A 21,399-nucleotide genomic window follows, 5' to 3' on the forward strand; every position below is an offset into this window, starting at 1 on the left:
CTCAGCGCGCCTCGATCATGCCGAGGAACTGCGCCAGCTCCGGGGTGCCCGGCCGGTCGAACAGCGCGGCCGGCGGCCCGTGCTCGACGATGCGGCCGCCATGCATGAAGACCAGCCGGTCGCAGACCTCGCGGGCGAAGCGCATTTCATGCATGACCGCGACCAGCGTCATGCCATCCTCGGCCGGCCGGCGGATCAGGCCTGTCGGCAGGCGGTCACGACCGTCGCGCAGCAGGCCGGAATCCCCGAGGATCGGGCGCGCCAGCGGCTCCCGGAACTCGAACAGCAGTTCGGCGCATCACGCTGCGGCCTTCGGCGGTCAACGCACGACCGGTATTGCAGTGGCCTGGGAAAACCGGGGTGGATGCCAAGGCCCGCCGGCTTGGACTCTGGACCGGCCTTGGCACCGCTTCAAGGACGCTGGACGGATCAGACAAACCAGGAATTGGAAACCGTGACGGCTCCCAAGCCGGAACCGTAGTTGCCGGTAATGACGACGCTGTCGCCGCCACCGAAATCCACCGTGGCACTGTACCAGCCACGCACCGTCCAGTCTTGATAACTGACGCTGTAGGCCCGGCCGCCGGCGTCCAGCCGATCGCCGTCGCTGAAGTTGAAATCATCGATCCTGTCGGCGCCGTCGCCCTGCCGGAAGACGAAGATGTCCGCTCCCGTGCCGCCGATCAGCATGTCCTTGCCGGAGCCGCCTTCGAGGCGATCGTTGCCGTTGCCTCCGAACAGCCCGTCGCCGCTATCCCCGCCGATCAGCGTGTCGTTGCCGTGGTTGCCGAACAGCGCGTTGTGATCGCCGCCGCCGGTCAGCACCTCTCCGTTGGTGCTTTGGGCGGAAACCAGGTTCATGGTCTCCGTCATGGTCCCGTCGGGACCGTCGAACGTGATGCTTCCCCAGAGGTTCGAAGCGGCTTCCGGGGGGCTGTAGGCATGCCCGATGCCGGTGGGCCAATCGGACAGGAGCGTTCTCGGCTCCACGGTGCCGTCGCCCCAATCCACGGTGACGGCCGGGTCCACGTTTCCGCCGGTCGCGTAGGCTCCCCAAAGAAGCACCGGAGCCAGCGTCGTGGGACCGGTGCCGTCGGGCGGCGATACGGGCGTTCCCATCACCCGCAGGGTCGCCTCCCAACTGGCTGCCGGCTGGGGGGCGAACTGGAAGTTGCCGGGCGTGAGCTCGGCTGGCTTGACCCCTTCAAGCCTCAGGGTGTCATTGTTGCTGAAGACGAGGATGGCGTCGCCATCCTCGCCGGTCGCGATGGTCAGGTCGTTGATGCCGTGAATGCCTGTCCACGCCCTGAGGTCGAGGCGGTCCCCTTCGGACGACTTGAAGTCGCCGATGGAATCCCAGCCATCTCCCTGTTTGAAAACAAAGCGGTCGGCACCGGCCCCACCTTCAATCCAGTCGGCGCCCGCGCCGCTGACAAGCACGTCATCGCCGGCCATTCCGACGATATAGTCCCTTTCCGCGGTGCCGGTCAGGGTATCGGCACCCGCGGTTCCAATCATGGTTGTCATGTGACCCCATCCGGAACGTGTTTGAAGGAAAACGCCACCGATGGTTGCGTCAACGCCGATGCGGCAACAATGTCGCGTTAGGGGTGATGCCCGGAACAACGGGATGCCGAGCAAGTGGTACCTCGGCACCAAGCCCGGGACATCAGGCCCCGACGGCCGTCGCCGAACCGGATGCCGAGACGTGAGCGCGCGGCGGCGATGGAGGCGCCGGCCCCTGCCGCCGCCGCAGGTTCGCGGCGATTCGCCGGCATCTCCCCAGGCGGGCCGCGCGATGGGAGTGGAGGGCGGGCTGCAAGCCGACCCGAGCGGCCGCGACCGTGGCCGCGTCGAGGGCACGGCTCCTCTTCGCGGAGCGGCGTCGAAAGCGTTTCGACTCCGCGCCGCGGCTCACGACGCGGCCGTCATGCCCGTCCCGGCCCTATGGGACCGCAGGGAGTCCGCCGTGATCCGCGCGATGTCCATAAGGTCGGCGGCACTGGCGCCATCCCTCGCCTGGACCGACATCCCTTGCACGACGCTCCCGATGTACCGCGCCCATCCATGGGCATCCAGGCCTCCGCTCACCTGCCCATCCTCGATGCCCTTGAGCAGGCGCGCCTCCACCAGCCGGACGCTGGCGGCCCGCATCTCCCGCCCGAGCAGCGCCAGCGGGGTGTTGGCGGCGTCGAACGGTGTCGTCGAGATCATGCACCCGGGCGTGCCCGTCGTTCGCGCGAAGGTCTCCGCCGACTCCCGGAGAAGCCGTGCAACCGCCTCGATCGCGTCACCTTCATCCTCCAGTGCCTGCGCCGCATAGCCGCCGATCGTCCTGCTGTAGAACTCGATGGCCTCCCGGTAGAGCGCCTCCTTGGAGTCGAAAGCGGCATAAAGGCTCTGCGCCGATATCCCCATCGCCTCCGTCAGCATCGGGATCGAGGCGCCATCATACCCCGACGCCCAGAACACCTGCATCGCACGCTCCAGAACCGTGGCACGGTCGAAGGCGGGCGGGCGGCCACGGCCCCGATTATTTTTCACATTGGTCATTGTGATTTTCCTCGCCCCGGCTAATATCACATCAACTATTGTGATATATGGACCCCCTCCCATGGACAACCCTTATCTCGTGCCTGCCGGTCAACCGCTGGCCTCGCTCACCCGCCCCGACGCGATTTCGGCATCGACGCGCGCCGTCAATCAGGGATTGGCGAAGACGTTGGCCTTGATGACGCCCCCCGCCGGCCTGGCGGAAATGCGGGACGCTTACGTGAAGGGGCTCCTCGGTCTGCCCGCTTCGCCGAAGTCGCCCCGTGCCCGCAGGATGGCGATCGACGGTCCGGCCGGTCCGATCGAACTGCGGGTCTTCGTGCCTGACGACGTGCGCGGCGTGTACCTTCACATCCATGGCGGCGGCTGGATAGCCGGCAGCAACGACACCTGGGATGAGCAGCTTGAGCTCTTCGGCCGCGAGGCAGGCATGGTGGCGGTCAGCCTCGACTATCGGCTGGCTCCCGAACACCCCGCCCCTGCCGCGGTCGAAGACTGCGTGGCGGTGGCGTCCTGGCTGATCGAGCATGCCGGCAGGGAGTTCGGCACATCATGGCTGTCGATCGGCGGCGAATCCGCGGGGTCCAATCTTGCCGCCCTGACACTGCTCCGTCTCCGCGATCTTGGGCAAGGAAGCGCCTACCGTGCCGCCAGCCTGCTGTTCGGTTGCTTCGACCTTTCGCTCACACCCAGCGTCTATCGGGCGCAAGCTGCCCCCTTCGTGAGCCTGGAGGCGATGCGGCAGTTCACGGCGGCTTTCGCGGGCGGCACCGATCTTCGGGACCCGGCGATCTCTCCGCTCTATGCGGATCTCCACGGCCTGCCTCCCGCCCTGTTCAGCGTGGGATCGGTCGACCCGCTGCTGGATGACAGCCTCTTCATGCACATGCGGTGGCAGGCGGCGGGCAACGATTCGTACCTTGCGGTCTATCCGGGCGGCACCCACGGCTTCAACTCGTTCGCGGGTGAACTTGCCGCCGCAGGAAACCGCGGCATCGCCACCTTCCTGGCCATGATCCGCCGGCAGGCGCACGCGTAGCGGCCCGGCCGTCGGCGACCGCGTCCGCCAGGGCCGGCTTCCGGCCTGGGAGCGCGGCCCCGGCGGGCAGGTCGCGGCCTGCCCGAATGCCTGTCCGGTACGCCGCCCCTCTCTCCAGGCGGGAGTGCAAGGCGCCGGAAACCGATCCCCCGTCCGGGTGTTGGTCTGGAAATGATGGAAGACCCGCCACAGGACCCCTTGTCGCAACTGTACGCCCGGAGCCTGGTCTTGAGGAGGGCGTCCAGGCAGGTGCAGGAGAAGACTGCGGCCATAAGGTCCATGGCGGCGGCTGCACGCGCGACCGCGGAGCGGCTTCACACCGAGGCGGAGGAGGCGCGCCGCAGGGCGGAGACCCTGCAACGAAGCCATGCCGCGGGCATGCAGGCCGCGCGGGGCCCCTTGGCGGCGCGCGACGACGAGGGGGGGGACCAGCAGGGAGGACGGTGAGGCGGAGCCTGGACCTTGCGGGCTGGCGGGAGGCGCTCCGGCCCGGCCGGCTCTGTGGCGCGGCGGATACCGCCTGGAGCGAAGGCCGGCCATCGGCAGGCTTGCCCTGCTCCACGGGATATCCTCCACCTTCCCGCTCGACCTTCGGGCCGGCACATGATCTTTGGTATGCGCAGCCTGCTCTTGGCTATACCCTGGAGCGCCATCCCGGCGCGTGCGCCGCCCCGCTACCCCCGAAATGGACGTCCCGACTCTTCATGGCCGCATCCACCGAACCGCCGCGCAAGGCGCAAACCGGCGTCGCCGGGCTCGACGACATCCTCGCCGGCGGTCTCGCCCGTGACCGGGTCTTCCTGCTCGAAGGCAGTCCGGGCACCGGCAAGACCACGGTGGCGCTGCAGTTCCTGCTTGAAGGTGCCGCTGCCGGAGAGACCGGGCTCTACATCACCCTGTCGGAAACCGAACAGGAGTTGCGCGCCGCCGCCGCCACCCATGGCTGGACGCTCGGCGACGGGATCACGGTCTTCGAACTGGTCCCGCCGGAGAGCCTGCTCGACGCGGCCCACCAGCAGAGCCTGCTCTATTCCTCCGACCTGGAGCTCGGCGAGACGACCAGGCACCTGTTCGACGCCATCGAGCGGGTCAAGCCGGCGCGGATCGTCCTCGACAGCCTGTCGGAAATCCGCCTGCTGGCACAGGATTCGCTGCGCTACCGCCGCCAGATCCTCGCCCTCAAGCATTATTTCGCCCGGCATGGCGCCACCGTGCTGCTGCTCGACGACCTCACCGCCGACACCATGGACAAGACGGTGCACAGCATCGCCCACGGCGTGATCCGCCTGGAGATGGTGACCCCGGCCTATGGCGACGAGCGGCGGCGGCTGCGCGTGCTCAAGTACCGCGGCCAGGCCTACCGCGGCGGCTATCACGACTTCGCCATCCGCACCGGCGGCATCCGGGCCTTTCCCCGGCTGGTCGCCGCGGAGCACCGCACCGGCTTCACCGGGGAGCGCGTGGCCAGCGGCATCGCCGAACTCGACACGCTGCTCGGCGGCGGCATGGAGCGCGGATCGAGCTCCCTCATCCTCGGCCCGGCCGGGACCGGGAAGTCGCTGTTCGCGCTCCAGTTCGCCGTGGCCGCCATCGGGCGCGGGGAGCGCGCCGCGCTGTTCGTCTTCGACGAGGAACTCGGCCTGCTGTTCGCCCGGACGAAGGCGATGGGCATCGACCTCGAAGCGCTCCGCGACCGCGGCAGCCTGCTGATCGAGCAGGTGGATGCGGCGGAGCTGTCGCCCGGGGAGTTCACCCACCGGGTTCGCGGCTGCGTCGAGCAGAACCACATCCGCACCGTGGTGATCGACAGCCTCAACGGCTACCAAGCGGCGATGCCGGAGGAGCAGCTCCTGGTCCTGCACCTGCACGAGCTGCTGCTCTTCCTGAACCGGCAGGGGGTGACGACCTTCCTCACCATCGCGCAGCATGGCCTGATCGGCGACATGCAGACGCCGGTCGACGTCACCTATCTCGCCGACACCGTCGTGCTGCTGCGCTATTTCGAGGCGGCGGGCCGGGTCCGCCGGGCGATCTCCGTGATCAAGAAGCGGGCCGGCCCGCACGAGGACACCATCCGCGAATACCGCGTCACCGACCGCGGCATCAGCGTCGGGCCGCCGCTGGAGGAGTTCCAGGGCGTGCTGCGTGGCGTGCCCGTCTACCGCGGCGAAGACGGCCCCCTGATGCGGGATGATCCGGCGTGAGCGGGACCGACCCGATGGAGCGCGCGCTGGTCCTGGCGCCGCGCGGACGGGATGCCGCCGTCGCGTCCGCCCTGCTGGCCGAGGTCGGGATCGCCACCCAGGTCTGTCCCGACCTGACGGCGTTGTGCGACGCGCTGGACGAGGGGGCGGGGCTGCTCATCCTGGTCGAGGAGGCCGTGCGCACCGCCGACCTCCAGCGGCTCGTCGCCTGGATCGGCGCACAGCCGCCCTGGTCCGATCTGCCGGTCGTGCTGCTGACGATGCGCGGCGACGGGGCCGAGCGCACGCCCGAGGCCGCCCGCCTGACCGAACTGCTCGGCAACGTCACCTTCATCGAGCGCCCCTTTCACCCGACCACCCTGGTCAGCGTGGTGCGCACCTGCCTGCGCGGGCGGCGGCGCCAGGTCGAGGCGCGGGCGCACCTGGTCGAGCGCGAGCGCCTGCTCGCCGACTTGGCCGGCGAGCGCGCCCGCTTCGCGACGTTGATCGAGCATCTGCCGGTCGGCGTCTCGCTGATGGACAGGGACGGCCGGGTCACGCTGTGCAACCCGGCCTTCGAGAGGTTCCTGCCGGACGCGGTGATCCCGTCCCGGCATCCCGACGAGAACCACGGCTGGGTCGGGTACGACGACCAGGGGCGCCGGCTGCCTCGCGACCAGTTCCCCGGCGCGCGGGCCCTGCGCGGCGAGATGGTCCATGGCGTCGAGTTCACCTACCGGCTGCCGGACGGGTCGGCGACCTGGCTCCGGGTCAGCGGCGTGCCGGTGCGCGACGGGGCGGGCCGGGTGGCCGGGGCTCTCGCGGTCATTGTCGACATCGGCGCGCAGAAGGCGGCGCAGGAGGCCCTGCAGCGCCTCACGGCGATGCTCGAGGCCACGGTGCAGGAGCGCACCCGCGAACTGGAGGAGGCGCTGGAGCGCCTGCGCGCCGAGATGCGCGACCGCGAGCGCGCCGAGGAGCAGTTGCGCCAGACCCAGAAGCTGGAGACCCTCGGCCAGCTCACCGGCGGCGTCGCGCACGACTTCAACAACCTGCTGATGGCGGTGCTCGGCAACCTGGAGCTGCTGCGCAAGCGGATTCCCGACGACCCGACGACGGAGCGCCTCTTCGACGGGGCCATGCAGGGGGCGCGGCGTGGGGCCACCCTGACGCAGCGGCTGCTGGCCTTCGCCCGCCGCCAGGACCTGCAGCCGCAGGCGGTCGACCTCTGCGGCCTGCTGGAGGGCATGCGGACGTTGCTGGAGCGTTCGGCGGGGCCGCGCGTCGTGGTGCGGATCGAGGGACCCGACGCCCTGCCCCCGGCGCTGATCGATCCCAACCAGCTCGAGCTGGCGATCCTGAACCTCGCCATCAACGCCCGTGACGCCATGCCGGATGGCGGCACGCTGACCGTGTCGCTGGACGAGGCGCCGGCTCCCGCGGGCTCCGCGTTGCCACCCGGCGTCCATCCGCGGATTCGCGTGCGCGACACCGGCACCGGCATGGATGCGCTGACGCTGACGCGGGCGATCGAGCCGTTCTTCTCGACCAAGGGCATCGGCAAGGGCACCGGGCTCGGGCTGTCGATGGTCCATGGCCTGGCGGTGCAGTCCGGCGGCGCGTTCCGGCTGTCGAGCGTGCCGGGCGAGGGCGCGCTGGTGGAGCTGTGGCTGCCGAGGGCGGCGACGCCGGTCCGGGCGGCCGAGCCGGCAGCGGCCGCGGCGGTCGACGTGTCTCCCGGCCTGGTGCTCGTGGTCGACGACGACGCGCTGATCGCCATGAGCACCGTCGACATGCTGGCCGATCTCGGCCACACCGTCGTCGAGGCGAATTCCGGCAGCGAGGCGCTGGAAATCCTGCGCAGCGGCCAGCCGGTCGACCTGTTGCTGACGGACTATGCGATGCCCGGCATGACCGGCGCCGAACTCGCCCGCGCGGCCAGGGCGATGCTCCCGGACCTGCCGGTGCTGCTGGCGACCGGCTACGCCGACCTGCCGGACGGTGCCGGCGCCGACCTGCCGCGCCTCGCCAAGCCCTACACCCAGACCCAGCTCGCGACCGCCACCGCCAGGCTCCTCGGCAAAGCGGCCGCAGGCAGGAGCAGGCCGGAGGACGCGGCCTAGAGTGTGATCGTCTCAAGCGGTATCGCTTGAAACGGGACCCGCACGGAGAACCAAAAGCTTAGAGTTCGGCGGCCTTGCCGAAGCAAGGCAATCGCATATGGCGGTTATCGCCCTCTCCCGCCTCTCGCACAAACTTCGTTTGTGCTGACCGTCAGGCGGATCAAAGATTCGCTGAGAGCCCCAGGAGAGGGAGTCATATGCGATAGCCGTGCTTGCCGAAGAGGCCCGGCTTGACATTGTCCTGATCTGGACCACATCATCCAGCCATGGACAAGAGGAGATCGCGCCATGCCCGTCCCCCTGCGTGGCCCCCTGCGGGCTCCCCTGCGTGCCGACAGCTACCGCATCGCCGACGCGGCCGCGGCGGGGCCGGCCCTCCTCCAGCCTGACCGGTTCACGCCGGCCAAGCGCCGGCAGCTCGGCGCGCCGGGGCTGCGCACCTTCCTGGCCATCGCCGACCGCTGGGGCTGGACGGAGGCCGAGCGCCTGCTGGTGCTGGGCTCGCCCGGCCGTTCGACCTATTTCGCCTGGGTCGCCAAGGCGCGCGACGGCCAGGACCTGACCCTGCCGGTCGACGTGCTGCTGCGCATTTCCGCCGTGCTGGGCATCCACAAGGCGCTGATGATCCTGTTCGGCTCGGAACCGGCGGCCTTGGACTGGCTGACCGGCCCGCATGACGGGCCGTCCTTCGGCGGCCAGCCGCCGATGGCGCTGGTCACCAACGGCACGATGGACGGTCCCATGCTGGTGCGCCGCTACCTCGACGCCGCGCGTGGCGGCGTCTTCGGGCCGCCCGGCCCCATGGATGAGGCGGCCGCCCCCTATGGTGACGACGACATCGTGATCGTGTGAGACCGTGACGACCGGCATCGCGATACCGCACCCGACGCACCGCCTGATCCCGTCCCGGTTCCCGCCGATCCCGGCCTTCGACGGCGTGACGCACCCGGACGACCTCGAAGCCGTCATGGAGCTGGAAGGCTGGACCAACGACCGCCTGGTTCGGGAGCGCGTCGCGCGGCTGCCGCGCGACCAGTGGGTCTACGGCGTCCCCAACGCCTCGGTGGTGATGGCCGCCTTCCTGCACGCCGCCCCCGGCGGCGGCCGCTTCAACAGCGGCGAGCTCGGCGCCTGGTATGGGGCGTGGGCGCTCAAGACGGCCATCGCCGAGGTCGCCCACCATCTCCGGCGCGAGGCGGTCCACCGCCGGCTTCCCGAGATGCGGCTGACCTACCGCCTCTACACCGCCCGCCTCGACGGCGGCTTCCTCGACATCCGCGGCCAGGGCGCCGCCCGGCCCGACCTGTACGCGACGGCCGACTACCGCGCCTCCCAGGCCTTCGGCGAGGAGGTGCGCCGGACGGGGCCGGCCGCCGGCATCGCCTACGACAGCCTGCGCCACCGCGGCGGCATCAACGCCGTCGCCTACCGGCCGCGCCGGATCCTGGAGGTGACCCAGGCGGACCATTACGAGATCACGGCACCGGTCGAGGGGGCGGTGGTGGCGCGGCGGAAGGGGCTCTGAGACCGGCGCCGCCGCCGGATGGGGCGGCGACGCCTTTTCCCGGATCAGCCGGTGATGACTCAGCCGGTGATGAACCAGCCGGCCGAGACCTGATCCGCCCGCACCCCCATGAGCTGCACGCTGTCGGAGGAGCCGAACCGCACCAGTGCGTCGGCGCCCAGGCTCTCCACCATCCAGGTCTGCCCGGCCCCGATCTGCAGGCGGTCGCCGCCGGCCGCGTCGAAGTCGGTGATGACATCGGCGCCGCTGCGCGACCCGAACGCGAAGAGGTCCGCCCCGGCCCCGCCGGTCAGCGTGTCGGCCCCGATCCCGCCGACCAGCACGTCGCTGCCGTCGCCGCCGACCAGCCAGTCGTTGCCGGCACCTCCGGACAGGTAGTCGTTGCCCGCCCCGCCGCTCAGGGTGTCGGCGAAGCGGCCGCCGACCAGCAGGTCGGTGCCGCCGTCCCCGGTCAGGGCGGCGCCCGCCGTGGCGGCCGGGTCGGCCACCTGGGCACGGAACGCGGCGCCCGACGTCTGCCCCTGCGCGTCGGTCAGGGTGACGGTGCCGGCGAAGGTGCCGCCGGCGTAGAGGTGGTTCACAGACAGGCTGCCGGCTCCCCCCGTCACCGCCCGCGTGGTGGTCTGCCCGTCGCCCCAGGCCACCGCGACCGCGACGGCGGCGTCATGGCCCGCCCCGCCGGCCAAGCCCCCGATGGTCAGGTCGACGGCGTTCGCATTGCCGGCCAGCCTGTCCTCCGGCAGCCGGTCGAGGTCGATGGCCAGGACGTCCCGGATCTGGTTCTTCGAATCGCCCGGGGCCGGGTCCTTCGCGCCGAGATAGGCGACGCCGTCGGACGTCAGGGTGAGCACGTCGTAGCCGGCGCCCAGGTCCGACCCGTCGGCGGCGGTGATGCGGCGGACGGCGCCGCTGTCGAGGTTCTTGACGTAGAAGTCCGCCACGCCGTTGGTGTCGCCGGCGTCGAGGTTGCTGGCGGTGCTGGAGAACACCACCGACCGCCCGTCGGCGCTGAACTTCGCGGCGTTGCTGACGCCGTTGGCCGCCGTGCCGTCCGCCGCCGTGCTGACCAGCTCGACGGCCCCGGTCGCGGTGTCGAGGATGTTGACGCTGCCGCCCTGTATCCGGCTGAACAGGACGAAGCGTCCATCCGCCGACAGGTCGATGGGGGCGTTCGGGTCCAGGGAGCCGTTCACCTCGAAGGTGGTTTCGGCGCCGGTTCCCATGTTGCGGACGACGAGGTCGGTGTGGGTGCTCGGGGGGGCGGAGGCGCCGTTGTCGATGGTGCGCAGCCGTGCGAACGCCAGGATGCCGCCATCGGCGGACAAGGCCGGCGGGCCGAGCGGCCTCAGCCCGTTCTGCGTATCGGAGAGGCTCGTTCTCGTGCCGGTATCCGTGTCGTAAAGGACGGTGGGCAGCCCGTTGAATCCACGGGGGGCCTTGCTCTGGAACGCGGCCACGTCCCCGTCCGCGGAGAGGACGAGGTTGAAGGGCAGGTTGGTCGCGGCGTCGACGGCGGCGGTGTTCCCGGTGACGAGATCCCGGATGCGGACCTCGCTCGGACCACCCATCCCGAAGTACCCGCCATACTGGACGTTGCCGTAGGCGATGGCCGATCCGTCATCGGACAGGGCAAGGGCCGACTGGGTGCTGGCGCTGGAATCCCCCACCCGGTCGATCTTCGACACCACGCCGGTTTGCAGATCCTTCAGGTACACGTCGATGCTGTAGTGGCCGTAGGGCTGCTGCGAGGTCGCGGCGTCCAGCGACTTGACGCCATAGGCCAGGTAACGGCCCTCGGCCGAGATCGCCGCGACGTTGACGGCCTGGTCGGTGCTGCCGGTGTCCGTGTTCTTGACGATGGTGGACACCGCCGTCGCATCGAAGCCCGCCGGCCCCCAGGACAGCAGCGGCGCCGCCGGGCCGACGGGGTCCGGGGCGGAACCGCCGCCGGACAGCAGCACGTTCTCGCGCGTCAGCGATGCCTTGGTGACGCCGACGAGCTGCACGCCGGTGTTGCCGCTGAACATGACGTTCAGCCCGTTGGCGTCCTCGGTGGCGGAGGCCACCAGCGCCTCGAAGCTCAGGCCGCTCCAGCCCCGCAGGTCCAGCACGTCGCCGCCGGCGCCGGCCTGGAAGTCGCCGATGGCGTCCCAGCCGTCGTTGGGGTCGATGACGAAGCGGTCGGAGCCGGCGCCGCCGACCATCCAGTCGTTGCCGCCGCCGCCGATGATGACGTCGTTGCCGGCGGTGCCGCTCAGCAGGTCGCGCGCGGCGGTGCCGGTGATGGTGGTGGAGGCGGGCGGAGCCGACGGATCGCCGCCGGCCAGCCGGAAGTTGGCGGCGGTCAGGCTGGCCGGGGCCACGCCCTGCAGGCGCACGCTGGCGGTGTCGCTGAAGGTGATGACGGTGTCGCCGCCCTCGGCGGTCGCCTTCGACAGCACGTCCTGGAGGCTGGCGAGGCCGGTGTAGGCGGTCAGGTCCAGCACGTCGCCGCCGGTGCCGGCCTGGAAGTCGGCGATGTAGTCCCAGCCGCCGCCGGGGGCCAGCACGAAGCGGTCGCTGCCCGCGCCGCCCTGCATCCAGTCGTTGCCGCCGCCGCCGGCGAGCGTGTCGTTCCCGTCGCCGCCCATCAGTTGGTCGCGGCCGGCGCCGCCGGTCAGCAGGTCGTTGCCCGCGCCGCCACCGATGGTGTTGTCCTCATTGCCGCCGGTCAAGGTGTCGTTCCCGGCCGTCCCCCAGATAGTCGCCATGCGTGCGCTCCACCAGCTTATTGTTGCAGAAGCGCGCCCATCTTCGCCGCAGGGTCGTTCCGGGCAACCCACTCACTCAGCCATCATCCATCCTGGCGTGCGCATGCCGAACGTGACCCCGTTGGGATGATGCGCAATCTTTAAGGGAAGCCGGAACCGGGCGGCCACCCCCGCGCGGACCGCCGCACCGGCCGAAGCCGTACCGCAAATGGTTTGGGGCGACGGCCTGGGGCAATGATCTGGGGACGCGAAACGGGATCGCAGACCGGGAGGGAGGATGTCGGAGGTTTCAATCCGGCCCGCAGGGCAGGGCGACGCGGAGACCATCAGCCGCCTCGTCATCTCGACGCTTCGGGAGTCCAACGCCAGGGACTATTCCGAGGCGGTGATCGCACGCGTCGGGCAGGGGTTCCGCCCGGAGGCGGTGCGGGCGTTCATCGACCGCCGGCGCGTGTTCGTCGCCGTCATCGGCCATGAGGTCGTCGGGACCGCCAGCCTCGACGGGCATGTCGTCCGCACGGTGTTCGTCAAGCCGGCATTCCAGGGCCGCGGCATCGGGCGAGCCCTCATGGACGAGATCGGGCGCACGGCGATCCGGAACGGCATCACGACGCTGGCGGTGCCCTCGTCGGTGACGGCCGAGCCGTTCTATGCCAGCCTCGGCTTCAGGGCCGTCCGGGACGCATGGCGTGGGGACGAGCGCACCATCGTCATGGAGCGTATCCTCAGGGAGCGCCGGCTTCCCGGCCGCGACCCGGACCGGTGAGCGCTACCCCCTCAGTGCCGCCGTGGTTTGCGGATCGGCCGGAAGGAAGGCTTCGATCACCAGTTCCGACAGGGTGATGTCGGTGGGCGTTCCGAAGACCGTGGTGGTGGAGAGAAAGGACAGCACCTGCGGACCGACGCGCAGGCGCAGCGGAACCAGCACGCCGCCGTAATCCGCATGGGCGGCCCCGGCGTCTGCGCCCTCCTCGCCCGCCGGCAGGGCGGCCAGCTCGTCGTGGAGCCGTGCCAGCTCCGGATCGTTGGTGGTCTCGGCCTGCCGGCGCAGCCGGTCGAGCAGGTGGGAGCGCCACTCCGCCCGGTTCAGGATGTGGGGCGCCAGCCCGCCGGGATCGAGGCTGAGGCGCAGCACGTTCACCGGCGGCAGCAGGAGCGTCCGGTCGGCGACGAGGGCCAGCAGGGGAGCCAGGGCGGCATTGGCCGCGACCAGGCGCCAGTGCCGGTCCACCGCCAGGGCCGGGAAGGGCTCGTGCCCCCGCAGGATCAGGTCGATGGCCGCCCGCGCCGCCGCCAGCGCCGGGTCGTCGAGCGGCCGCTGCCGGAAGACGGCGGCGTGGCCCGCCGCCTGCAGCATCAGGTTCCGTTCCCGAAGCGGCACATCCAGTCCGGCGGCGATGCGCAGCACCATCTCGCGGCTCGGGATCGCGCGCCCGCTCTCCAGGAAGCTCAGGTGCTTCTGCGAAATCCCGATGTCGAGCGAGAGGTCGAGCTGGCTCCGCCGGCGGTGCAGCCGCCAAGCGCGGATCCGCTCGCCGACCGGGCCGGCGGGACGGGGAGGGGGAAGGGGCGTGCCTGTCATCCCGCCAGGATAGCCGAACCCGGCGGCTTCCCAATTACTTCCCTGGTAATCGACTCGCCGCCCGGTCCGGCGCGATCCTGGCGTCCCGACGAACCCGATGACCGGAAACCGACATGCCAACCCTCGCCATCGCCAATCTCCGCGCCGTCACCATGGGGCCGGACATCACCGCCTACCTGGAGCGGATCGACGCGACCCTGGAACCCTTCGCCGGCCGCTTCCTCGTCCATGGCGATCCCATGGAGGTGCTGGAGGGGCACTGGTCCGGCGACCTGGTGGTCATCGCCTTCCCGGACCGTGACAGCGCCCTGCGCTGGTACCGCTCGCCGGCCTACCAGCGCATTCTGCCGCTGCGCCTCGCCAATGCGGAGGGTGACGTCTGCCTGATCGACACGGTCCCCGACGGGCACCGGGCGACCGACATCCTGCCGGCCCCGGACCGCCCCGGCTGACCGGCGCCCCGGTCCCGTCAGCCCCCGAAGCCAGCCGCAACGCCGCCTGTGGCCAAGCCCAAACCGTATCCTGTATAGAATTGGCCGGTCGTCCCGATCGCGTCGAATGGCGGAGACGGGGAAAACGGAAGTCCTCGTTGGACCGTTTCCCCATACCGACCGTTCCCTCCTTGTTGAAAGTCGTCTGAATGGAGAGGCATCTCAATGAGGGGAAATTTTACAATCATCACTTGCATTTTCTGGTCGGGCGGATGAGTTGATTTTTCTTGAAGTGCGATCGTTTGGGTTGAGCGGAAAAAGGGTGGCGGATAGAAGATGAATGTTGAATCAAGAACCGCACCCCTGCTCAGCAGATTTGTGGTTTGGTCGGTCAGCAAGCGCCCGAGACAGACAACGCGCTATATAATCGCTTCTCTGATAATACTGTTCATCGCTGTGTTCCGGTATGCGGCGGTCACGTCGCTGGTGCCGTGGATGCTGTTCATGCCTGCGGTCATGTTGATCAGCCTCACCTTCGGCCCCCTGGTCGGGGTGTACGCAACCTTTCTGTCCGGTGTTCTTGCCGCCGTGTCGATGGCGCCCGGCCAGACGCTTGCCTCGCTCACGGCGGAGCAGTGGGTGGGCAGCGGCCTTTTCCTGATCGTGACGTCCGGCATTGCAGTCACCGCCGGTGAACTGCGTCGCGCGCTCTGGAACGCGCGCCGCCTTGCCGACGAGACCGAACGGGCCAAGCTGGCACTGGGCAAGAGCGAAAAGCGCTACAGATCACTCTTCGAGAACATCGATGCCGGCTTCTGCATTTCGGAAGTCAAGTTCGACCAGGATGGCCGCCCCGTGGATCATCGCGTGGAGGAGGCGAACCCTGCCTTCGAGCGTCACACGGGTCTTGCCGACGCCGTCGGACGATATGCCAGCGAGGTCGCTCCCGGCATCGAGCAGCATTGGCATGATGCTTACGGAACGGTGGCGAGGACCGGCAAGGCTTTCCGCTTCGAAGGGGAGGCGAAGCCGCTCGGCCGCTGGTACGACGCGCACCTCTTCCCGGTTCCCGACGGCAAGGTCGGCATGCTGATCGCGGACACCACGAAACGCCGGGAGGCCGAGGAGGCGCTGGCCAGGAGCGAAGAGAAATGGCGCAGCCTGTTCAAGACGCTTCGCGAAGGCTTCATCCTCGGCAAGGTCATCCGTGACGCCGACGGCCGGATCGTCGACTGGTGTTACGAGGAAGTGAACGATGCCTGGTACAGCCTGGTCGGCATGGCGTCGGGAGCGGTCGTCGGCAAGACGATCCGCGAAGTGTTTCCCGGAATCGAAGACGACTGGGTCATGGACTTCGCCCGGGTCGTCGATACGGGGGAGCCGATCCGCTTCACGCGGCAGGTGGGCTCGCTCGACCGCTGGTATGAAGGTGTCGCCCAGCCGAGCGGCCATGACCGCTTCACCGTGATCTTCGTCGAGGTCACCGACCGCATCCAGCGGGAAAGAAGGCAGGCCGCCCTGGTCGACCTGAACGACCGCCTGGCCGACGAGGTGACCGTATCGGGAATAGCCTTGTCGGCCGGCGAGATCCTGGGCCGCGCGCTGGGCGTGGAGCTCGCCGGCTACGGCGACGTGGATCCCGACGCCGGAACGGTCACGGTGGACAGGGACTGGACGACCGGCGGCGCGCGGCCGGTTGGCGGCACATTCAATTTCCGGGATTTCGGATCCCATGTCGACGATCTGAAACGCGGTGAGACGGTCGTCGTCCGTGACTGCCGGACCGATGATCGCACCCGGCGCCATGCCGCCGCGCTGGAGGCCGCGGGCGCGCGGGCCTTCGTCAACGTCCCGATCTTCGAGCGCGGGACCGTCGCCGCCCTGCTTTACGTCTGCACCTCGGTGCCGCGCGGGTGGAGCGGGGAGGATCTCCGCTTCATCCACGACGTCGCGCACCGCCTGCGGTTGGCGGTGGGGCGCCGGCGCGCGGAACAGCAACAGCACATTCTCAATGAAGAGCTGTCCCACCGCCTCAAGAACACGCTCAGCGTCGTTCAGGCGATCGCGATGCAGACGCTCGGCCGCTCGGAGGACCGCACGGCCGTCCTGGAGTTCGAGAGCCGCCTGTCCGCCCTGTCGAAGGCGCACGACCTCCTGTTGAGGCAGAACTGGTCGGCTGCCGACCTTCACGATGTCGCGGCATCGGTGCTCGGCAGCTTCGGATCGGACCGCTTCCATCTGTCCGGCCCGCAGAGCCCGGCCGGACCGCGCGCGACCCTTTCGCTCTCCCTGCTCTTGCATGAGCTGGCGACCAACGCCGTCAAATACGGCGCGCTCAGCGTTCCGGAAGGGTCGGTCGACCTGAACTGGTCGATCCGGGGCGACGGCGAGAACCGCCTCCTGCATATGGCCTGGACGGAACGCGGCGGGCCGGCGGCGGTGGAGCCGACCCGCAAGGGGTTCGGTTCCCGCCTGATCCGGATGGGACTAATCGGGGCCGGCGGGGTTGAACTTCACTACCGGAGGGAAGGGTTGGCTGTCGAGATGACGGCACCGCTTCATCAGCTTCAACAAGCCTGAGGAATTGGACAAAAGATGGGCCAAGCGTTTCCCGAGAGGCGGGTGCCGGTTCTGATCGTCGAGGACGAGCCGATTCTGCGCATCGACGCCGTCGATATGGTCGAGCAGGCCGGTTTCGACGCTGTTGAAGCGACCAACGTCGAGCATGCCATCCGCATTCTCGAAGAGCGGAAGGATATCCGGGTGGTCTACATGGATCTCGACATGCCGCGCGGCGTCAAGGGGATCGAGATCGCCGCCGCGATCCGCAACCGCTGGCCGCCGATCGAGATCATCCTGACCGCAGCCTTCTTCACCGCAGCCGATCTCGACCTGCCGGTGAGAGCCGAATTCTTCCCGAAGCCGATCCGGAAGCCCGACATGATCGCCGCGATGCGCCGGATGGCGATGCGCCACTGAGTTGCGGATGGCGATACGCCATCGAGTTGCGGAAGGCAGTTGCGGAAAGCGCGGCCGAAGCCCATTCCCGCCGGGCGCGCGGACGCGGACGACCGGCTGCGGGTCAGTCGATCGCCTGCCGCTGGTTGAGGGTGTGGCACGTGCGCTCGGCCATGTCGCCCGACAGGCCGATGAGCGGGAAGCCGTCGGCTTCCGCCAGGCGGCCCGACATCGTATCGATGACGGCCCAGCCGGTGAGGTCCCAGGCGATGCGGTATCTGTTCTGCATGCCCCATTATTACAGAATGGAAATATGCTGGCCATTAGGGGAAACCGCGCCGGGCGGGATGGCGGCCATGGGGATCGGTGGTCACGACCCGGTATGAGGCGCGGGCGCCGGTTGGGGAATGGGACGCCCGGCTGCCGTGAAGAGGGCCGTCCTCGGCCACCATGGCGCTGTCGTGAAAGGGAGGCGGTATGATGCAGAACGAAGCCTGGTTTCATGAGACGCTGGAGTTCGCCAAGGCCCTGCACCACGGCCAGGTCGACAAGGCCGGCGCTCCCTATTGGATGCATCTGGAACGGGTCGCCCGCCGCCTGGCCGGGCTGTTTCCCGATGCGACGAAGGCCCAGCTTCAGGCCGCCCTGCTCCATGATGCGATCGAGGATGCCGGTGCCACCGCGGACGATCTCCGTGCCGCGGGCATCGAGGAGGACGCCATCGCCGCCATCCAACTGGTGAGCCGGAACCTCGATCCGGATGGAACCTACCTGGAGTGGATCGGGCGGATCGCCGCCACCGGCAACGTCACGGCGATCCGCGTCAAGCTGGCCGACAACCTGGACAACAGCGATCCCGCCCGCGTCGCCGCGCTCGCCGCGGGGCCTCGGATGGTTGCCGAGAAATACGCGCCCGCCAGGGCGATCCTGGAGCAGGCGCTGTAACCGGCCGGTCGGCCCGCTGCCCGCGTCCTCAGGCGACAGCGGCCGGGGGTGCGAACGAGTTCAGCATCGCGCGCCAGTTGTCCGCCGACATCGTCGCCTTGTATTCGCTCTGCATCTCGGGAGTGAGCACTTCGATCATCTGGCGTCCCTCGATCCAGACTTCGACGACGCCGAACATGCCCCCGCGCTTGCGGTACTTGGCCGGCCAGCCCTCCCGCGCCGCGATGTCCAGCACGGCTTCCTGGGAAAGCGGCGTGCCGATCGCGGCATGCGTGGCCGTGAAATGCACCTGACCGGTCGCTTCGCCATAGGCATCCGCATCCCCCTCGGCTTCCCGCAGCACGGTGTCGATCGGGTAGACCTCCAGGGCGGTGCGGCGATCGTCGCCGGCCAGCACGATCCACCCGTTGTCCGAGACCGGAGGGAAGAGCAGCGCCTCGCCGCCCCACAGTTCGGCGATGACCCCGGCGACATGCCGCGGGTCGTGAGCGGCGATCGAGACGTGGAACAGCATGGAAGGCCCCCCCTTTTCTTATGCGATGGCTTGACTTACAAAGTGGCACGGATTGTGTCAACAGACATTTGGCACAGGTTGTGCCATTCAAGAGAGTTTCCGATGACCGCAGATCCCCGACCCGCTCCCGGCCTTCGGGAGCAGAAGAAGAATGAGGCGCGCAGGAGGATTGCCGATGCCGTGATCCAGCTCATGTCGGACGGGCGCATGGACATCAGCCATGATGTCGTCGCGGACGTGACCGGCATCAGCCGCCGCACGATCTACCGCCACTTCCCCGATCGCGAGGCGCTGCTCTCGGGCGCCAGCACGCGGGTGCGCGAACTCGCCGGCAGCCGGGTGGCCTTTCCGTCGCGCGAGAGCGATCTGCTCGACACCGTGCCGATCTACACCGGACTCGACAGCATCGCGCCCATCGCGACCCTGGTGCGGTCGACCCCGCAGGGGCGCGCCATGCGCAAGTCGCAGAAGCTGGAGCGGCAGGAAAGCTACCGGGCGGCCACGGCCGACGCGGTGAAGGATTTGCCCGAACCCGACCGCACCCTCGCCACCGCGATGCTCCAGGTGCTGCACACCACGCCCTGGCTCGAAATGCGCGACCACTGGGACCTGGACGGCGAACAGATCGCGCGCGCGACCGCCTGGGCGATCAGGACCTTGCTCGACGATCTTCGCAAGCGGGGAGGAAAGCCGCTCGACCTGTGACGCCCGATTGCCGGCTTCCATCACGCGGGGTCCGCCGATCCGGCGCTGATTCCGACGGTCTGGGCCATGCCGCCCTGAGGCGCCATCCGGACTCCGCTCCGCCACCGCGCCGCACGGGTGCGCCGGGATGGGACCGCCGGCCCGGGAAGCAGGGTCCAGCCATTCTGGAAGATGGACGAATGCAAACCGCGACCCGACGGCGCGGGCGGGGGCGGCCATGCCCATGCTATGGTCCGGCCCCCTCCTCCCGGCAACCGGCTACCGCAGTGACGCCGCATGGCTGTCCACCGTCGCCGCCAAGCGAGAACCTTGGAGACATCGGAAATGAAAAAGACCCTCTCCGTCCTGCTGCTTCTCTCTGCGGCGATGCCGTTCGCTCCTCTCGGGGTGCAGGCGGCAAGCTTCGACTGCGCGAAGGCTTCGACCAGCGTCGAAAAGCTGATCTGCAAGACCCCCAGCCTCAGCAGGGCTGATGAGGAACTCGGCGCCATCTACAAACAGGCCGTCGCCGTCGCGGTCATCGCGGAGTCCGTAAAGAAGGAACAGCGCGGGTGGATCGCTCGGCGCAACGAATGCTCCAGCGCCCAATGCCTCGCCGAGGAGTACGGGACACGGCTCCTTGTCCTGCGGGCATCGCTGACGCAGGATGCCGCCCCCAGCCCGCCCGCCGGGCAGCCCCTGCTCGTGCGGCCGGCGCAAGCGGAAACGCAGGTGGTGCCCGGTCGGACGCTCCACGCGTCGGTCGTCGGCATCGTCGAGTTCGGGCATGACGCCGCCGGCGGCAGGTACGATCTCGTCAGCGGAAACGCGCGGATCACCCTGTCCTATGTGTGGCATTTCTCCGACGCCGACTTGGAGACGCTGTCGTCCTTGGACGAAAGGAAGACACGGGTGCGCGTCGTCGGAATGCTGAAAGTCTATGCGGAGGACGGCAGTGCCGCCTTTGCCCAGGGAGCACCCTTCGCCGTTTACGCAGCCCAATGATCCCCGCCCGCTCATCCGCCGCCGGACTCTTTCCCCTGATGGCGGTTTGGCTGATCGGAAGCCGGGTGTCACTCAACATGCCGATGATCAGCAGGTCGCCCCTCGGAGGATGGAACGTCACCACAGTGCAATCTGCATAAAATAATATGCAAAGTGCGAGGCGTGTTGGGAGCGCTCTCCATTGGAGTGCCGGAGCGGCCGGGAAAACCGTGAACTTGCAGGACCGGGGCGTCATCGGCCAACGGCCCAGTTCTTGCTTTTTCTGTCAACCAGACCCCGCTCCTCCACACTGAAGAACCGAGTGCCCCTATGACCAACCTCCGTATCGTTCACAAGGTGCTTGCGATGCTGGTGTTGATGGCCGCACTCGCCATCGGCCTCACCGCAGCCGCCCTGTTCAGTTTGCGTGCAGTGGACCGTGACTACTCCAGCCTGCTGGATCATGAGGCGACCGCGTCCCTGTGGCTGGCCCGGTCCAACTCGGCCCTGAATGCCGCCGGCCGCAACGTGTACCTCATCATCGCCAAAGATGATGAGGCCAGCATCCGGCAGGCGGCGGACGCATTGGACAGCGAAGCGAAAAGCGTGGTGGAGCGGCTGAACAAGGCGCGTGAGGCTCTGCCGGCCATCTCGACCGAGGTGGCAACCGTGCTCACCGCCGCCGATGCCCTGATCACCGTTGCCGAGACAGTGAAGACGGAGGCGTTCAAGAACAACGACGCCGCTGCCCGCGCCATTGTCGCCCAAAGCTTCGACCCCGCCTACGTGGAGGTCCGGACCAAAACCCGCACCTTGATCGACCAAGTGGATCAGCAGGCGCAGAAGACCTCCGACATCGTTTCATCCACATCCCAAGCAACCATGACCTGGATGCTGGCCGTCGCCGTTCTCGGGCTGGTCGTGGTCTTCGCCTTGGCTGCCGCCTTGGCCCGAAAGACCATCGCGCAGCCTGTCGAGCAGATCACCCGGATCATGAGCACCTTGGCCTCGGGTTCGGTGGACGTGACCGTGGCAGGCGGCGAGCGCAGCGATGAGATCGGTGGCATGGCCAGGGCGGTTCAGGTCTTCAAGGACAATGCGGTGACGCGCCTCCGGCTTGAAGCCGAG

The 21,399-nt window shown here is 68.9% G+C and carries 20 protein-coding genes; 13 read left to right on the forward strand and 7 right to left on the reverse strand.

The genetic code is table 11. The features are described from left to right. Position 1 precedes the first annotated feature (1 nt). The 3 genes from J2850_RS24580 to J2850_RS24590 form a co-directional block, all read right to left on the reverse strand. Entirely contained in the window at positions 2–172 is a 171-nt protein-coding gene (locus J2850_RS24580; RefSeq protein WP_370878964.1) for an ATP-binding cassette domain-containing protein, read from the reverse strand. Positions 173–429: 257 nt separating this feature from the next. Next, positions 430–1,527: a calcium-binding protein gene (locus J2850_RS24585; protein WP_343206895.1), complete on the reverse strand. Its 1,098-nt coding sequence runs from the start codon at positions 1,525–1,527 to the stop codon at positions 430–432. A 387-nt stretch (positions 1,528–1,914) separates the two neighbouring features. Beyond that, entirely contained in the window at positions 1,915–2,553 is a 639-nt protein-coding gene (locus J2850_RS24590; protein WP_209987777.1) for a TetR/AcrR family transcriptional regulator, read from the reverse strand. A 61-nt stretch (positions 2,554–2,614) separates the two neighbouring features. On the opposite strand from J2850_RS24590, the gene J2850_RS24595 reads away from it, so the two are divergent. The 5 genes from J2850_RS24595 (at position 2,615) to J2850_RS24615 (ending at position 9,423) form a co-directional block, all read left to right on the forward strand. Continuing rightward, complete coding sequence (locus tag J2850_RS24595; RefSeq protein WP_209987778.1) at positions 2,615–3,592, forward strand: alpha/beta hydrolase; 978 nt, start codon at positions 2,615–2,617, stop codon at positions 3,590–3,592. A gap of 704 nt (positions 3,593–4,296) precedes the next feature. Beyond that, positions 4,297–5,796 carry an ATPase domain-containing protein gene (locus J2850_RS24600; RefSeq protein ID WP_209987781.1) on the forward strand — a complete coding sequence of 500 codons (1,500 nt, stop codon included), beginning with the start codon at positions 4,297–4,299 and terminating at the stop codon, positions 5,794–5,796. Continuing rightward, positions 5,793–7,898 carry a response regulator gene (locus J2850_RS24605; protein WP_307354522.1) on the forward strand — a complete coding sequence of 702 codons (2,106 nt, stop codon included), beginning with the start codon at positions 5,793–5,795 and terminating at the stop codon, positions 7,896–7,898. Before J2850_RS24600 ends, J2850_RS24605 begins: the two co-directional genes overlap by 4 nt. Positions 7,899–8,186: 288 nt before the next feature. Further along, positions 8,187–8,750 (forward strand): MbcA/ParS/Xre antitoxin family protein, encoded by a 564-nt coding sequence (locus J2850_RS24610; protein ID WP_209987784.1) that lies wholly within the window; start codon positions 8,187–8,189, stop codon positions 8,748–8,750. A 4-nt stretch (positions 8,751–8,754) separates the two neighbouring features. Beyond that, on the forward strand, positions 8,755–9,423 hold the full coding sequence (locus J2850_RS24615) for an RES family NAD+ phosphorylase (RefSeq protein WP_209987787.1): 669 nt from the start codon (positions 8,755–8,757) through the stop codon (positions 9,421–9,423). Between the two features lie 59 nt (positions 9,424–9,482). Here J2850_RS24615 and J2850_RS24620 read toward each other — a convergent pair whose 3' ends face one another. Beyond that, positions 9,483–12,173, reverse strand: a complete 2,691-nt coding sequence (locus tag J2850_RS24620; RefSeq protein ID WP_209987790.1) for a hypothetical protein — start codon at positions 12,171–12,173, stop codon at positions 9,483–9,485. 277 nt (positions 12,174–12,450) lie between these two features. On the opposite strand from J2850_RS24620, the gene J2850_RS24625 reads away from it, so the two are divergent. Continuing rightward, positions 12,451–12,939 carry a GNAT family N-acetyltransferase gene (locus J2850_RS24625; RefSeq protein ID WP_209987792.1) on the forward strand — a complete coding sequence of 163 codons (489 nt, stop codon included), beginning with the start codon at positions 12,451–12,453 and terminating at the stop codon, positions 12,937–12,939. 3 nt (positions 12,940–12,942) lie between these two features. Here J2850_RS24625 and J2850_RS24630 read toward each other — a convergent pair whose 3' ends face one another. Then, positions 12,943–13,755 (reverse strand): helix-turn-helix domain-containing protein, encoded by an 813-nt coding sequence (locus J2850_RS24630; protein WP_209987794.1) that lies wholly within the window; start codon positions 13,753–13,755, stop codon positions 12,943–12,945. A 113-nt stretch (positions 13,756–13,868) separates the two neighbouring features. Between J2850_RS24630 and J2850_RS24635 the strand changes: the two genes are divergently transcribed. The 3 genes from J2850_RS24635 (at position 13,869) to J2850_RS24645 (ending at position 17,165) form a co-directional block, all read left to right on the forward strand. After that, complete coding sequence (locus J2850_RS24635) at positions 13,869–14,207, forward strand: DUF1330 domain-containing protein (RefSeq protein WP_209987797.1); 339 nt, start codon at positions 13,869–13,871, stop codon at positions 14,205–14,207. A gap of 315 nt (positions 14,208–14,522) precedes the next feature. After that, positions 14,523–16,766 carry an HWE histidine kinase domain-containing protein gene (locus tag J2850_RS24640; protein WP_209987800.1) on the forward strand — a complete coding sequence of 748 codons (2,244 nt, stop codon included), beginning with the start codon at positions 14,523–14,525 and terminating at the stop codon, positions 16,764–16,766. Positions 16,767–16,781: 15 nt separating this feature from the next. Beyond that, positions 16,782–17,165, forward strand: coding sequence for a response regulator (locus tag J2850_RS24645; protein WP_209987804.1), 384 nt, complete (start codon positions 16,782–16,784; stop codon positions 17,163–17,165). Positions 17,166–17,268: 103 nt separating this feature from the next. On the opposite strand, the gene J2850_RS24650 is transcribed toward J2850_RS24645, so the two are convergent. Further along, a complete protein-coding gene (locus J2850_RS24650) occupies positions 17,269–17,433 on the reverse strand; it encodes a hypothetical protein (protein ID WP_209987807.1) in 165 nt (54 codons plus the stop codon). A 188-nt stretch (positions 17,434–17,621) separates the two neighbouring features. Here J2850_RS24650 and J2850_RS24655 point away from each other — a divergent pair, with 188 nt between their 5' ends. Next, on the forward strand, positions 17,622–18,089 hold the full coding sequence (locus J2850_RS24655; RefSeq protein ID WP_246513503.1) for an HD domain-containing protein: 468 nt from the start codon (positions 17,622–17,624) through the stop codon (positions 18,087–18,089). 28 nt (positions 18,090–18,117) lie between these two features. Here the strand turns inward: J2850_RS24655 and J2850_RS24660 are convergent, their stop codons facing one another. Beyond that, a complete protein-coding gene (locus tag J2850_RS24660; RefSeq protein WP_209987809.1) occupies positions 18,118–18,603 on the reverse strand; it encodes a hypothetical protein in 486 nt (161 codons plus the stop codon). Positions 18,604–18,705: 102 nt separating this feature from the next. On the opposite strand from J2850_RS24660, the gene J2850_RS24665 reads away from it, so the two are divergent. The 3 genes from J2850_RS24665 to J2850_RS24675 all read left to right on the forward strand — a co-directional run. Continuing rightward, positions 18,706–19,308, forward strand: a complete 603-nt coding sequence (locus J2850_RS24665; RefSeq protein WP_209987813.1) for a TetR/AcrR family transcriptional regulator — start codon at positions 18,706–18,708, stop codon at positions 19,306–19,308. Between the two features lie 324 nt (positions 19,309–19,632). Beyond that, positions 19,633–20,292: a lysozyme inhibitor LprI family protein gene (locus J2850_RS24670; RefSeq protein WP_209987816.1), complete on the forward strand. Its 660-nt coding sequence runs from the start codon at positions 19,633–19,635 to the stop codon at positions 20,290–20,292. Between the two features lie 309 nt (positions 20,293–20,601). After that, a partial coding sequence (locus tag J2850_RS24675; protein ID WP_209987819.1) for a HAMP domain-containing protein occupies positions 20,602–21,399 on the forward strand: 798 nt, incomplete at its 3' end.

Source organism: Azospirillum picis, assembly GCF_017876115.1.
In the GTDB taxonomy this organism is placed as follows: Bacteria; Pseudomonadota; Alphaproteobacteria; order Azospirillales; family Azospirillaceae; genus Azospirillum; species Azospirillum picis.

Bases quoted from the DNA above. Each gene is read 5' to 3' on its own strand.
- J2850_RS24580 (WP_370878964.1), bottom strand. From the start codon at position 172: ATGACGCTGGTCGCGGTCATGCATGAAATGCGCTTCGCCCGCGAGGTC.
- J2850_RS24585 (WP_343206895.1), bottom strand. From the start codon at position 1,527: ATGACAACCATGATTGGAACCGCGGGTGCCGATACCCTGACCGGCACC.
- J2850_RS24590 (WP_209987777.1), bottom strand. From the start codon at position 2,553: ATGACCAATGTGAAAAATAATCGGGGCCGTGGCCGCCCGCCCGCCTTC.
- J2850_RS24595 (WP_209987778.1), top strand. From the start codon at position 2,615: ATGGACAACCCTTATCTCGTGCCTGCCGGTCAACCGCTGGCCTCGCTC.
- J2850_RS24600 (WP_209987781.1), top strand. From the start codon at position 4,297: ATGGCCGCATCCACCGAACCGCCGCGCAAGGCGCAAACCGGCGTCGCC.
- J2850_RS24610 (WP_209987784.1), top strand. From the start codon at position 8,187: ATGCCCGTCCCCCTGCGTGGCCCCCTGCGGGCTCCCCTGCGTGCCGAC.
- J2850_RS24620 (WP_209987790.1), bottom strand. From the start codon at position 12,173: ATGGCGACTATCTGGGGGACGGCCGGGAACGACACCTTGACCGGCGGC.
- J2850_RS24625 (WP_209987792.1), top strand. From the start codon at position 12,451: ATGTCGGAGGTTTCAATCCGGCCCGCAGGGCAGGGCGACGCGGAGACC.
- J2850_RS24630 (WP_209987794.1), bottom strand. From the start codon at position 13,755: ATGACAGGCACGCCCCTTCCCCCTCCCCGTCCCGCCGGCCCGGTCGGC.
- J2850_RS24635 (WP_209987797.1), top strand. From the start codon at position 13,869: ATGCCAACCCTCGCCATCGCCAATCTCCGCGCCGTCACCATGGGGCCG.
- J2850_RS24640 (WP_209987800.1), top strand. From the start codon at position 14,523: ATGAATGTTGAATCAAGAACCGCACCCCTGCTCAGCAGATTTGTGGTT.
- J2850_RS24645 (WP_209987804.1), top strand. From the start codon at position 16,782: ATGGGCCAAGCGTTTCCCGAGAGGCGGGTGCCGGTTCTGATCGTCGAG.
- J2850_RS24650 (WP_209987807.1), bottom strand. From the start codon at position 17,433: ATGCAGAACAGATACCGCATCGCCTGGGACCTCACCGGCTGGGCCGTC.
- J2850_RS24655 (WP_246513503.1), top strand. From the start codon at position 17,622: ATGATGCAGAACGAAGCCTGGTTTCATGAGACGCTGGAGTTCGCCAAG.
- J2850_RS24660 (WP_209987809.1), bottom strand. From the start codon at position 18,603: ATGCTGTTCCACGTCTCGATCGCCGCTCACGACCCGCGGCATGTCGCC.
- J2850_RS24665 (WP_209987813.1), top strand. From the start codon at position 18,706: ATGACCGCAGATCCCCGACCCGCTCCCGGCCTTCGGGAGCAGAAGAAG.
- J2850_RS24670 (WP_209987816.1), top strand. From the start codon at position 19,633: ATGAAAAAGACCCTCTCCGTCCTGCTGCTTCTCTCTGCGGCGATGCCG.